The organism is Mesorhizobium sp. M0601, assembly GCF_040320845.1.
Classification (GTDB): domain Bacteria; phylum Pseudomonadota; class Alphaproteobacteria; order Rhizobiales; family Rhizobiaceae; genus Mesorhizobium.
The window spans coordinates 118,307-131,025 of the sequence record NZ_JAMYQK010000005.1 but is presented as its reverse complement, the minus strand read 5'-3'; the positions used below and the strand labels follow the sequence as shown (position 1 = coordinate 131,025).

Below are 12,719 nucleotides of genomic sequence, written 5' to 3'. Positions count from 1 at the left end.
CGCCCTCCCGCTCATTGCAAGCTAGCGGGCGGCGATTTCATTGGCAATCGACGCTGGCGCTGCCGGTGCGCAAGACCATTTCAGTCGTTGCAAATGCATTGCAATCGCCTAATTTGGCGGCGGATGACGCCGCAGGACATCAGCAACCTGATTGTCCGGACTTCGATGAAGGACCGGGCTGCGTTCGATCTGCTCTACCGGCAGACCAGCGCGAAACTTTTCGGCGTCTGCCTTCGTGTATTGAAGGATCGGGGAGATGCTGAAGAAGCGCTTCAAGAGGTCTTCGTCAAGATATGGACGAAGGCGGACCGTTTCGCCGTTTCGGATCTGAGCCCGATCTCCTGGCTGGTGGCCATTGCGCGCAATCATGCGATCGATCGGATCAGGGCGCGGCGAGAGCCTGCCGCCTATATCGATGCCGCGCTCGACGTGGCCGATCCGGCGCCGGGGCCGGAGGCCATGGCCGTGGCGGGCGGTGAGTCCGAACGCATCTACCATTGTCTCAAGGAATTGGAGAAGGACCGGGCGGCGGCCGTCCGGGGCGCCTATCTGGATGGCAAAAGCTATGCCGAACTGGCGGAGCGCTATGGCGTACCGCTGAACACGATGCGGACCTGGCTGCGGCGCAGCCTGTTGAAACTGAGAGAATGCCTGGAAAGATGACGCTGGCTGACGACAATGGACCGGAACGTGGGGGCGACGACCTGTTCGCCGCCGAATACGTTCTTGGCGTTCTGGCCGCCGATGAACGCGAGATCGCGTCGCGCCGCATCGATGCGGACGCCGCCTTCGCGCGCCTTATCGATGCGTGGGAGGCGCATCTTTCGCCGATGGCCGCCGCCTATCCGGAGACAGAGCCTCCGATCAGGGTCAAGGAAGCATTGGACCGCCGGCTGTTCGCTGCAGAGCCGCGCGCCGGCCTGTGGTCGAGCCTTGGCTTCTGGCGCGGTCTTGCCGCCGCCGCCATTGCGGCGCTGGCGATCTACATCGCCGTGCCTTACTTCCGCCCGTCCACCGAACCGCCGCAGGCGCGGCTTGTCGCCTCGCTGGCGGCCGAAGGCAGCGACGTCAAATATCTCGTCGTCTACGATGCCGCCCGTCACGAGGTCGGTCTTTCCCACGTTTCCGGCGAGCGGGCGGCCGGCAAGGACTTCGAGCTGTGGATGATCGAAGGTAAGAAGGCGCCGGTGTCGATGGGCGTCATCCCGGCCGGTGCGACCGCGCATTTGCCCATCCCGCCCGCCGTCCAGGAGAAATTGGCGCAAGGCGCCGTGCTTGCGGTCAGCGTTGAGCCTGCCGGCGGTTCACCGACCGGCCAGCCGACTGGACCGGTGGTCGCAGCGGGCGATCTGAAGAGCATCTGACCGCTTCTCATCTCCGGAAGCAGACCTGAAATCTATCTCCCGTGATTTAAACGCCTGCAAAGCTTGTTAGCGGCTGTCGATCCGCGCCGGGCAAATTGCAGCGACAAATATTTTTTTGCGGAGAGGGCGAAACTCCAGCATTTCTATCGCGTATCTCCTTGCGTTCCCAAATGAGGGGAACGATAACCAGAGGAGATTGAAATCATGCGTAAATTCGCCACCCTTTTGCTTGCCGGCACGGTCGCCATTTCCGCGCTCGCCACCATTGCCTATGCTCAAAATCCGATGGTCGGCGGCGCCGCCATGTATGCCCAGAAAAACATCGTCGAAAATGCTGTCAACTCGAAGGACCACACGACGCTGGTCGCTGCCGTCAAGGCAGGCGGCCTGGTCGATACGCTGCAAAGCGCTGGCCCCTTCACTGTGTTCGCGCCGACCAACGAGGCCTTTGCGGCACTTCCAGCCGGCACGGTGGAGACGCTGCTCAGGCCTGAAAACAAGGACAAGCTCGTCAAGATCCTGACTTGCCATGTCATCGGCGCCAAAGCGATGGCCGCCGACGTCGCCAAGATGGTCAAGAACGACGGCGGCACCCACAAGGTCAAGACGGTCGGTGGTTGCGAACTGTCGCTCAAGGCCGACGGCGGCAAGGTCACCGTGACCGACGAGAACGGCAACGTCGCCAATGTGACGATCGCCGATGTCGAGCAGTCCAACGGCGTCATCCACGTCGTCGACAAGGTTCTCCTGCCGAAGATGTAACAAACGCACGCTGCCGGCGAAGATATCGCTAAGGGCCTCCCTGCGCACACTCCGCGCCGTTCACGCAAGATGTGGATAGGCGCGGAGTCCCGCTTTGAGGACAGCGATCGTCACCGGCTTTTGATTTCCGTGTGGCGGTCGAATTTGGCACAAGCAATGACAGGAGGAATGGCCATGAACCGTCGCGAGCTTCTTTTGAGTGGTGCGGCAGCCATTGGCGTTGTCGCAGGCGCCACCGCGCTGCGCATGGGCGGAGCCCAGGATGCACGCGCGGCTGAGACTTTCGAGGTTACCAAGACCGAAGCCGAGTGGCGCGCCATCCTGTCCGACGCGGCCTTCAATGTGCTGCGCAAGGAGGGCACGGAATACCCGGGCACCAGTCCGCTGCTCAACGAGCACCGCAAAGGCATCTTCGCTTGCGCCGGCTGCGGCCTGCCGGTCTATTCGTCAGAGACCAAGTTCGATTCCGGTACAGGCTGGCCGAGCTTCTGGCAGGAAATCCCGAATTCCGTCGGCAAGACCGTGGACAGGTCTTTGGGCATGACCCGCACGGAGGTCCATTGTCGCCGCTGCGGCGGCCATCTCGGCCACGTATTCGACGACGGTCCGCCGCCGACCGGGTTGCGACACTGCATCAATGGCGTTGCCTTGACCTTCAAGCCGGCGACGGCGTGAGGACGGCTGCGACCCTGACTTTGTCGGAGCGCGAGAGGACTTCGTAATGGTTGATTTTGCGCATGACCCCGAAAATCGCTTTTCGGGGTCATGCGCGAGGGCGCCAGGCGGGGGATCCAGCGCGCCTCAATGGCCTCCGCCACCGCCGCCCTGAGCGGCTGGCTTGCGGATCACCAGGGTGAATAGCCCAAGCGTCGCGAACAAAACCGTCAGCATGAAGAATACGTCCATGAACGACAGCAGCGACGCCTGCTGCTGGACCATGCCTGACAGTTTGGAGATGGCCGCCTTGGAGGCGTCGAGCCCGGCGGTCTGCTCGAAGTTGAGCGTCATGTTCTGCAGCTTCTGCTGCGCAGCGGCACTTCCCCATTGCACGTGCTCGGAGAGCCTGGCGTAGTGGAAGGCATTGCGGTCGATCAGCACGGTGTTGATGACTGCCAGGCCGACGGCGCCGCCGAGATTGCGGGTCAGGTTGAACAGGCCAGACGCATTCTTCAGCCGCTCAGGCGGCAAGGTTCCGAGCGCAATGTTGTTGATCGGCACCATGCAAAGCATCATCGAGCAGCCGCGCAGGATCTGCGGGATAAGCAGTTCATAGAAATCCCAGTCGGCGGTAAGATGGGTCATCCACCAGGTCCCCGTGGCGAAGCCGAAGAAGCCGATCATCATCATGATGCGCGGGTCCATCTTGTTCGACAGGATGCCGGAGATGGGCGCAGTGAAGAACATGGCCAGGCCGCTGACGAACAGCGCCTCGCCGATCATCATCGAATCGTAGCCGCGGATCCGCCCCAGGAACACCGGATAAAGATAGGTCAGACCGTAGAGGCCGATGCCGACGACGAAGGAGAACAACGAGCCGAAGGCAAAATTGATATTGCTGAAAGCCCTCAGATCGACAATCGGCTCCTCGGCGGTGAACACGCGCCAGAAGAATAGCACCGCGCCGAAGGTCATGATGACGGCGCAGATGAACACCGCCTGATCCTGCAGCCAGTCGTTGTTGGGACCTTCCTCCAGCACATATTCCATGCAGCCCAGGAAGGCGGCCATGCCGGCAAGCCCCCACCAGTCGAACTTGCTGAACAGCTTGAGATTGGGTTTGTCGAAGTCGATCAGCGACCAGGCAGCCGTCGTCACCAGAATGCCGGGCACGACGTTGACCAGGAACAGCCAGTGCCAGGACATGGCATGGCTGATATAGCCGCCGACGGTCGGGCCGATGGTTGGCGCCAGCGTCGCCACCAGGCCGATCATCGGCGAGACGATGGCGCGACGCGACGGCGGGAAGATGGTGAAGGCGGCTGCAAAGACGCTCGGGATCATGCCGCCGCCGATGAAGCCCTGCACGGCGCGGTAGACGATCATCTGGTCGATATTGGTTGCGGTCGCCGCCAGCGCGCTGGCCGCGGTGAAACCTGCCGCCGAGATTGTGAACAGCACCCGCGTCGACAGCATCCGGCTGAGGAAGCCCGACAGCGGGATCATCACCACCTCGGCAATCAGATACGCCGTCTGCACCCACGGAATCTCGTCCGAACTGGCGCTGAGGCCCGCCTGGATCTCGGCCAGCGAGGCCGAGACGATCTGGATGTCCAGGATGGCCATGAACATGCCGAACACCATTGCCAGGAAGGCGATGACGCGGCGCGTCGAGATGTGGTCGACCGGCACCGGTATGGCTGGCGCCGGCGCCGATCCTGCAGTTAGGGTTGCGGTCGCCATGACCCTTGCTCCCGGTTCCGCTTTACTTCGATGCGGAAGGCGCGGTGCGGCTGTCGACGGCGACGACGACGCTCAGGCCGGCGCGCAGCTTGCCCGTCTTCAGCACATCCGCGGGCACGTCTATGCGAACTGGAACGCGTTGCACCACCTTGGTGAAATTGCCGGTGGCGTTTTCCGGCGGCAGCAGCGAGAACACTGCTCCCGAAGCCGGGGCCAGCGACGACACGGTACCCTCGATGTCCTGACCGTCGATCGCGTCGACCGACACTCTGACCTTTTCACCAGGCACCAGCCGGGCAAGCTGGGTCTCCTTGAAGTTGGCAACGATGTAGAGCTTGTCCATTGGCACGACGACGGCGAGCTTCTGTCCGGGGCTGATCAGGTCGCCCTGCTCGACCGAGCGGTTGCCGACCACGCCGTCATAGGGTGCGCGCAGCACGGTGAAGGACAGATCCCGCACCGCCTTGTCGTGGGCAAGCTGCAGCGAGCCCAGCGTGCTTGCCGATTCCGCCCGCTGCGCCTGGAGCACGCCGATATTCGCCTGAGCCGCCGCGATCTGCGCGTCGGCGCCGGCTAGTGCGGCATTGGCTTGCTCGACCGCCGTCTGGGCATCGTCCAACTGGGCCTGGGTACCGACGCGGGTCTTGAGCAACTGGGCGGCACGAACCTGAGCTCGCTTCGCATTATCGGCCGCGGCCTGGTCGGCCGTCTTCTGCGCCTGCGCCTGCTTGAGCGAGGCGCGTGCCGCCTCGGTCTGGGCATCGATGCGGTCGAGCGTCTTGCTCAACGTGGCGATCTGCGCCTCCGCCTGAGCAACGGCTATCTTGTAGTCACCGTCATCGACGATCAGCAGCGGGTCGCCGGCCTTCACCTGCTGGTTCTCGGTCACTTTGACCTGATCGACATAACCCGAGATTTTTGGCGAGATGAACGCCGTGTCGGCCTGGACATAGGCATCGTCAGTCGTGATCATGAAGCGCCCGTCAGTCCAGTAATCATAGCCATACCAGGCGCCGGCGCCTAGCAGGGCCAGGCCGATGATGGGCAACAACATCGAGCGCATCGACCGCTTCTTCTTGGCGGGAGCCAGCGGGGTGACGTCGGCGGGCTTGAGAGGGGTTTCCGGCGCTTCGATCGCAGGCTGGACCTTGGCATTGGGGAAGGGGCGGACTTCGGCACTGGTGGGCGCGTTCGAGGACATGATATCTCTCTAAATTAACTGGCGCTGAATTTTGTCAGACTGAACCGTTCGGTTCGATCTCGACGTTGACTTAGCGCTTAAAGAGGACCATATCAAGAGCAATCGAACCGGATGGTTCGAATTATTTTACGAGGTGTGACATTATGGCCGAAGCCCCCAAGGCCGCTCCTTTGCCTGATTCAGGCCCATTGCCCGGCGCTGGCAAGGACCAGTGCGATCTGCTGGACAGCCTGCCGCGCGGCCGCCCGGCCGCGGGTCAAGACCCGGTCAAGCGCAGCCAGATCATCGACGGTGCGCGCCGTGTCTTCATCGAAAAGGGCTTCGAAGCCGCGTCGATGAACGACATTACGCGCGAGGCCGGCGTGTCCAAGGGCACCATCTATGTCTACTTCGCCAACAAGGAAGAGCTCTTCGAAGCGCTGATCGAGGAAGAGCGCGGCACGATTTTCAAGAACATGTACGAGGTGCTCGATCAGATCGGCGACCTTCGCCAGACGTTGGTGAAGTTCGGCATCGTGCTGTCCATGAAGATCACTTCGGCGAGGGTCATCCTGGCGCAGCGGACGGTGATCGGCGCCTCGGAACGCATCCCGGAGCTTGGTGCCCGGTTCTACGAACGCGGCCCGAAGCGTGGCCATGACAGGGTCGTCGTTTTCCTCAACATGGCTATCGAACGCGGCCTGCTGAAGATCGACGACGTCGAGCTTGCCGCCTATCAGCTCACCGAGCTGTGTCTGGCCGGTCTTTTCCGCCAGTGCATTTTCGCCTATCGCACCAAGGCGCCAAGTGTGGCCGAGATCGAACACATCGTCAGGTCGGGCGTCGATGTGTTCCTGAAGGCCTACGGCACCGAACAGCTTGCAGAGCAGGAACGGGCCTCCAGCCCCGCCTGACAGGCTGCCAGGGTCGGTGGCCTATCCGCCATTGGCGGCGAGCACGATGGCCGCACGCAATTCCTCGAGGCCCTCGCTCTTTTCCGACGACGTGGCGAGCACGAAGGGGAAGGCCGCCGGGCGTTTCTTGATCTTCTGGAGCGTTTCCTCGACCAGTCGCGGTACCCCCGCCGCCTTGATCTTGTCGGTCTTGGTCAGCACGATCTGATACGACACCGCCGCCTTGTCGAGCAGCGACAGCACCTCGTCGTCCTTGGCCTTGATGCCATGGCGGGCATCGATCAGCACGTAGACGCGCTTCAGCGTCACCCGGCCCTTCAGATAGTCGAACACGAGCTTCGTCCACTCGTCGACCTTTTCCTTCGGTGCCGTGGCGTAGCCATAGCCTGGCATGTCGACCAGCGCCATCGGCGGCAGATCGGCGCCTTCTCCCGAAAATCCGCCAGGCACGAAATAGTTGAGCTCTTGCGTCCTGCCCGGCGTGTTGGAGGTGCGCGCCAGCCCCTTCTGGTTGACCAGCGCGTTGATCAGCGACGATTTGCCGACATTGGAGCGGCCCGCAAAGGCGATCTCGGGCGGACCCTCCGGCGGCAGGAATTTCATTGCCGGCACGCCGCGGATGAATATCCAGGCTCGCGTGAACAATTCGATGCCGATCGTGGTCTTGTTCAACGCGTTCAAACCGCTGCCTCCAGAAGAAAAATGTTGCTGCCACGAATGGCATTGAGATTGCGGCTGATCTTTTCTACCGGCCAGTGCCACCACGCCAGCGCCAGCAGCCGCCGGATGGTCCTGTCATCGAAGCGCATCTTCACCACCTTCGACGGATTGCCGGCGACGATCGCATAGGCCGGCACATCGTGCGTCACCACCGACTTTGCCGCGACGATGGCACCGTCGCCGATCTTCACGCCGGGCAGCATAACCGCTTCCATGCCGATCCAGACGTCGTTGCCGACGATTGTGTCGCCACGCACCTCCTTCGACCATGTCGCCGGGTCGAAACCTTCCTCCCAGCCGTGACCAAAGATGTTGAACGGATAGGTCGAAAAGCCGGACATGGCGTGATTGGCGCCGTTCATGATGAAGCGCGCGCCTTCGGCAATGGCGCAGAACTTGCCGATGATCAGCCTGTCGCCGATGAACGGATAATGATGCAGCACGCATTTTTCGGCGAATTTGTCGGGTCCGTCAGGGTCGTCATAATAGGTAAAGTCGCCGATCTCGATATTCGGCGCCGTCACCAGCGGTTTCAGAAAGCCGACGCGTGTGTGCAACGGGATCGGATGCTTGATCGATGGATTGGGTCCGGTCATATCGAGCTCCGTCGGGCAACTGCCAGCCAGGTCAAAATAGCGCGATCCGTCCGGCAGTACCAATCGCTTAATCCAGGCGGGCAGCTTGTGCAAAAAGCCCCGGACGAACCGGGGCTTTTGGTTTCGCATCCTAGGAGCGCCGGCTATTCCGCCGGCGACGGTTTCTTGCGGAACAGCGCGACCAGATTGTCCCACAATTCGATCTTGGCGCCTTGCCGCTTCATGATCACGCCCTGCTGCAGGATCGACAGCGTGTTGTTCCAGGCCCAGTAGATGACGAGGCCGGCCGGAAAACCCGCCATCATGAAGGTGAAGATCACGGGCATCCACGTGAAGATCGCCGCCTGCGTCGGGTCCGGCGGCGTCGGGTTCATGCGCATCTGCAGGAACATCGTCACGCCCATGATCAGCGGCCAGACGCCGATCATCAGCATGTGCGGCAAGGTAACGGGGATCAGCCCGAACAGGTTGAAAATCGATGTCGGGTCCGGCGCCGCCAGATCCTGGATCCAGCCGAAGAACGGCGCGTGCCGCATCTCGATGGTGATGTAGAGCACCTTGTAGAGCGAGAAGAACACCGGGATCTGCAATGCCACCGGCCAGCAGCCGGCGAGCGGATTGATCTTCTCGGTCTTGTAGAGCTCCATCATCGCCTGCTGCTGCTTCATCTTGTCGTCCGCGTATTTCTCGCGGATCTCGAGCATCTTGGGCTGCACCTTCTTCATGTTCGCCATCGACGCATAGGACTTGTTGGCGAGCGGGAAGAACAGCGCCTTGACGATGACGGTGGTGGCAAGGATCGCCAGGCCGAAATTGCCGAAGAATTTGTAGAGCGTGTCGATCAGCCAGAACATCGGCTTGGTGATGAAATAGAACCAGCCCCAGTCGATCAGCAGGTCGAACTGGCGGATATGACGGTCCTTTTCATAGGCGTTGATCGTCGAAACTTCCTTGGCGCCGGCGAATATCTCCGACTCCACGGTCGTCGATTGCCCGGGAGCGATCGTGACCGGATCGGACAGGAAATCGGACTGGTAGCTGTGCGGATGGGGCCCGCTCTTGAACTCGAAATAAGAGAATTTGGGCTGAAATTCGCGGCCGCTCGGCGGCACCAGGGTCACCGCCCAGTATTTATCGGTGATGCCGAGCCAGCCGTCGGTCGACTTGCCTGGCTTGAATTCTCTCTCCGATTCGACCTTGGAGTATTTGTATTCTTGTAGGCCTTCGCTGCCGGTAACACCGATCAGGCCCTCGTGCAGCACATAAGTGCTGGCGATAGCCGGCTTGTCGAAACGGGTGACGCGGCCATAGTTCGACAACGTCGCGGGTGCCGAGCCCCCATTCTGGACCGTGTCGGACACGGTGAACATATATTGGCTGTCGACAGAGAAGGTGCGCTTGAAGGTCAGGCCCTTGTCATTGGTGAAGGTCAGCGTGACCGGCGTCGCTGGCGTCAGAGTCGCATTGCCGTCGGTCTGCCAGACCGTGTCAGGGCCGGGCAGCCTGCCCACATCCGGCGTGCCGGAAAAGCCGATCTCGGCGAAATAGCCGTTCGGCAGGGACGCCGGGTTGAGCAACGCGATCTCGGGCGAAGTCTTGTCGACCGTCTCTGTGTAGTGCTTGAGCCGGAGGTCGTCGAGGCGCGCACCGGTGAGGTTGATCGAGCCTTCGAGGCTCGGCGTGTCGATCTTGACGCGGCTGGTCGAGGCAATCGCCTGGTCGCGGCCGGCCGCGGTGACGGCTTCGCCGCCAGGCGCGTTCGGAATGGCGCCCGGCTGCACCGGTGTTTCGCTGGCGCCCGGGCTGGTGCCTTGGGCGGCCTTCTTCTGCTCCGCCACGCGCTGCTCTTCGATGCGGGCGGCTTCGCGCTGCATCTCGCTGCGCGGCATCACATAGAAATATTGCCAAAGCGCCAGGATCAGCACCGACAGTGCGATGGTGATGAAGAAGTTGCGGTTGTTTTCCATCGAAGCCCTTGGCCTATCGTGTTCCACGCAATCTGCGGGAGAGTTCGGCCTTCAACTGGCCGAACGGAGTGGTAAGCACGTCTTCGCGCCCGACGATGACATAATCATTGCCGGGCGCCATGTCATCGGCGGCATGCGTGCGCACGGCCTCTCTGAGCCGCCGCCGGATGCGGTTGCGAACGACGGCGTTGCCGACCTTCCTGGTGACGGTGTAGCCGACGCGCGGCGCCTCGCTGTCGCCGCGGCCCAGGACCTCGACGAGGAAAAGCCGCCCGCGGCGCTTTTCGCCGCGGCGGACAGCCAGGAATTCCGCGCGCTTCAGAAGCCGCTTGGGATGGGCACCCGTTGGCTTGCCGGTTGCGGGCAACGATCTTGTCTCTCGCTTGGTGCTCAGGCGCTGAGACGCTTGCGGCCGCGGTTGCGGCGGGCTGCGACGACGCCGCGGCCACCTTTGGTGGCCATGCGGGCGCGGAAACCGTGCCTGCGTTTGCGGACGAGTTTGGACGGCTGGTAAGTACGCTTCATTTGTTTAAATACCGCGGGGTGCGGCCCTTCTTGATTCTGTCACTTTGTAACAGGAGCTTTGCCGGGCCGGTTTTGGCGCGATCGAAACCGCGCCGGGACGAATGGCCCGAGCGTGAGCAGGCTTATAGAAAGAAGGGTTTTGGAAGTCAATCCAGGGTGTCGGGCCGGCGTTGTCGGACCGGCAGGGAAGTCCTTGCGGCCCTTTGTCCGGCTTCGACCAAGGATGAATTTGGCAAAAAAGCCGCAATCGCCTAATCTTGCCCGATCAAGCGATCGTGAAGACGAGCAGTCCCTAAGACAAGCAGCCGTGATGACAGGCAGCCGTGACGACGAGCATGAGTGAAGTCCCAGCAACCGACGAAAGCATCGCCCAGGCGAAGGCCGCCACCCGCAGGGTGCCGCTGGCGCGCGGCCTGTCGACCAAGCTGCTGCTGCTCACCATCGTCTTCGTGCTCTTGGCCGAAATCCTCATCTTCGTGCCCTGGATCGCCAGCTACAGGCTGAGCTGGCTGAAGGAGAGGCTGAGCACCGCCGCCGCGGTTTCCATCGTCCTGGTGCAGGGCGAACCTGCCTCGCTGTCGCGTGCCGCCCAGAACGACGTACTGATGGCGATCGGCGCCAAGGCGATCGCCGTGCGCGACGGCGGCGTCTCGCGGCTGCTGGTCGTGGCCGAAATGCCGCCGCAGGTCGACGAGCATATCGATATCGCCAATGTCGGCATGATCGAGGGTATGACCGGCGCGCTGGACACGCTGTTTTTCGGCGGCAAGCGGATGCTGCGCGTTTTCGGGCCGGTCGGCGACAGCGACAAAGAATTCGAGCTGATCATGCCCGACCACCGCCTGCGCAATGCCATGCTGATCTATTCGCGCAACGTCGCCTTCGTCTCGCTGCTGATCTCGCTGTTCACCGCCATGCTGGTCTACGCCGCGATAGACCTGATCATGATCGGCCCGATCAGGACGATGACACGCTCGATGCTGTCCTTTTCCGAGGCGCCCGACGACCCCGGTCGCATCATTCACCCCGCCGCCCGGGCCGACGAGATCGGCGTCGCCGAACGCGAGCTGTCGCAGATGCAGGAGCGGCTGCAGAAGATGCTGACCGAGCAGAAGCACCTGGCCGATCTCGGCCTGGCCGTGTCGAAGATCAACCACGATATGCGCAACATCCTCGCCTCGGCGCAGCTCATGTCGGACCGCCTGCGCCAGGTCAAGGACCCGACCGTGCAGGCCTTCGCGCCAAAACTGCTGCGCGCGCTCGACCGTGCGGTGTCCTACTCGGAGGGCGTGCTGGCCTATGGCCGCACCCAGGAGCCGCCGCCGTCGCGCCGCAGACTGCGGCTGCGCCAGCTGGTCGAAGACGTCCAGGGCCTGCTCGACATCGAATGCGGCATCGAATTCGTCAACGCCGTCGACCCGGTGCTCGAGGTCGATGCCGATTCCGACCAGCTGTTCCGCGTGCTCACCAATCTTAGCCGCAACGCCGTGCAGGCGATGGCGGCGGACACCGAGAGCGCCGTGGTGCGCCGCCTGACCATATCGGCCGAGCGCATCGGCAGCGTCAGCCGCATCGTCGTCACCGACACCGGCCCCGGCCTGCCGCCCAAGGCGCGCGAAAACCTGTTCGCGGCATTTCGCGGCTCGGCCCGCAGCGGCGGCACCGGCCTTGGCCTGGCGATCGCCCATGAATTGATCCGCGCCCATGGCGGCACGGTGGAGCTGGTCGAATCGATCGGCGGTCGCACCACATTCGCCGTCACCATTCCCGACCAGCCGGTTCGGCTCGACCAGGCCCGCAACGGTCTGCGCCGCCCGGCGTAACGAACCGTTTCGTTACGGACCGTTTCAATTCGCAAATGGTTGGTCCGAGACTACGAGCTATCGGCTCGGCCGCCGTGCAACGGCGTGTTCCGTTACGGGCCGTTCCGATTGGCAAATGACTGATCCAAGACGACGACCTATCGGCTCGGCCGCCGCGTGACGCGATCTTGCCTTCGCCGGCCGGCGCATGACGGCAAAACATGACGGCAAAACTTTTGGCCAGGATCGGCTTGCTTTTCGCAAATTCAGTCGCTAGGGAACAGCTCACATTCGCGGCCGGTCGCCAGGATCGGATCGCGGGGCTATGCAAAGCATGGCCTGTTGCGCGCCCGTAGCTCAGCTGGATAGAGCACCAGACTACGAATCTGGGGGTCAGGAGTTCGAATCTCTTCGGGCGCGCCATTAAACTCAATGTACGGCCCGGGGACATAGGTAACAGAATCTGCCGCCACTGGCCGGAAGGTTGCC

The 12,719-nt window shown here is 62.4% G+C and carries 13 protein-coding genes and 1 tRNA gene; 7 read left to right on the top strand and 7 right to left on the bottom strand.

The features are described 5' to 3' along the window. The first annotated feature begins 123 nt into the window (after positions 1-123). The 4 genes from NKI41_RS07720 to msrB all read left to right on the top strand — a co-directional run bounded on the left by NKI41_RS07720 (position 124) and on the right by msrB (position 2,801). Positions 124-663, top strand: a complete 540-nt coding sequence (locus NKI41_RS07720) for a sigma-70 family RNA polymerase sigma factor (protein ID WP_023677484.1) — start codon at positions 124-126, stop codon at positions 661-663. Continuing rightward, positions 660-1,364 (top strand): anti-sigma factor, encoded by a 705-nt coding sequence (locus tag NKI41_RS07715; protein ID WP_352682418.1) that lies wholly within the window; start codon positions 660-662, stop codon positions 1,362-1,364. Before NKI41_RS07720 ends, NKI41_RS07715 begins: the two co-directional genes overlap by 4 nt. A gap of 204 nt (positions 1,365-1,568) precedes the next feature. Further along, the gene (locus NKI41_RS07710; protein ID WP_023677486.1) at positions 1,569-2,126 is read left to right on the top strand and encodes a fasciclin domain-containing protein; all 558 of its coding nucleotides are present in this window, start codon (positions 1,569-1,571) and stop codon (positions 2,124-2,126) included. Positions 2,127-2,300: 174 nt separating this feature from the next. Beyond that, positions 2,301-2,801 carry a peptide-methionine (R)-S-oxide reductase MsrB gene (gene msrB / locus NKI41_RS07705; protein ID WP_023677487.1) on the top strand — a complete coding sequence of 167 codons (501 nt, stop codon included), beginning with the start codon at positions 2,301-2,303 and terminating at the stop codon, positions 2,799-2,801. 126 nt (positions 2,802-2,927) lie between these two features. Here the strand turns inward: msrB and NKI41_RS07700 are convergent, their stop codons facing one another. Further along, entirely contained in the window at positions 2,928-4,526 is a 1,599-nt protein-coding gene (locus NKI41_RS07700) for a DHA2 family efflux MFS transporter permease subunit (protein ID WP_352682279.1), read from the bottom strand. 22 nt (positions 4,527-4,548) lie between these two features. Beyond that, the gene (locus tag NKI41_RS07695; RefSeq protein ID WP_352682277.1) at positions 4,549-5,727 is read right to left on the bottom strand and encodes an HlyD family secretion protein; all 1,179 of its coding nucleotides are present in this window, start codon (positions 5,725-5,727) and stop codon (positions 4,549-4,551) included. A gap of 143 nt (positions 5,728-5,870) precedes the next feature. Between NKI41_RS07695 and NKI41_RS07690 the strand changes: the two genes are divergently transcribed. Next, positions 5,871-6,620 (top strand): TetR/AcrR family transcriptional regulator, encoded by a 750-nt coding sequence (locus tag NKI41_RS07690; RefSeq protein ID WP_352682275.1) that lies wholly within the window; start codon positions 5,871-5,873, stop codon positions 6,618-6,620. 21 nt (positions 6,621-6,641) lie between these two features. Here NKI41_RS07690 and yihA read toward each other — a convergent pair whose 3' ends face one another. From yihA to rpmH, 5 genes are all read right to left on the bottom strand, one after another. Further along, positions 6,642-7,301, bottom strand: coding sequence for a ribosome biogenesis GTP-binding protein YihA/YsxC (gene yihA, locus NKI41_RS07685; protein ID WP_352472343.1), 660 nt, complete (start codon positions 7,299-7,301; stop codon positions 6,642-6,644). After that, complete coding sequence (locus NKI41_RS07680; RefSeq protein WP_352682273.1) at positions 7,298-7,936, bottom strand: CatB-related O-acetyltransferase; 639 nt, start codon at positions 7,934-7,936, stop codon at positions 7,298-7,300. The genes yihA and NKI41_RS07680 overlap by 4 nt, the downstream gene beginning before the upstream one ends. A gap of 143 nt (positions 7,937-8,079) precedes the next feature. Then, on the bottom strand, positions 8,080-9,903 hold the full coding sequence (gene yidC / locus NKI41_RS07675; RefSeq protein WP_352539959.1) for a membrane protein insertase YidC: 1,824 nt from the start codon (positions 9,901-9,903) through the stop codon (positions 8,080-8,082). A 13-nt stretch (positions 9,904-9,916) separates the two neighbouring features. Next, a complete protein-coding gene (rnpA, locus tag NKI41_RS07670) occupies positions 9,917-10,270 on the bottom strand; it encodes a ribonuclease P protein component (protein WP_352539960.1) in 354 nt (117 codons plus the stop codon). A gap of 23 nt (positions 10,271-10,293) precedes the next feature. Further along, positions 10,294-10,428 carry a 50S ribosomal protein L34 gene (gene rpmH, locus NKI41_RS07665; protein WP_008833937.1) on the bottom strand — a complete coding sequence of 45 codons (135 nt, stop codon included), beginning with the start codon at positions 10,426-10,428 and terminating at the stop codon, positions 10,294-10,296. A gap of 335 nt (positions 10,429-10,763) precedes the next feature. On the opposite strand from rpmH, the gene NKI41_RS07660 reads away from it, so the two are divergent. Both NKI41_RS07660 and NKI41_RS07655 read left to right on the top strand, forming a co-directional pair. Beyond that, the gene (locus tag NKI41_RS07660) at positions 10,764-12,251 is read left to right on the top strand and encodes an ATP-binding protein (RefSeq protein ID WP_352455990.1); all 1,488 of its coding nucleotides are present in this window, start codon (positions 10,764-10,766) and stop codon (positions 12,249-12,251) included. 325 nt (positions 12,252-12,576) lie between these two features. Continuing rightward, positions 12,577-12,653: transfer RNA gene (locus tag NKI41_RS07655), tRNA-Arg, on the top strand. The last annotated feature ends 66 nt before the right edge of the window (positions 12,654-12,719 follow it).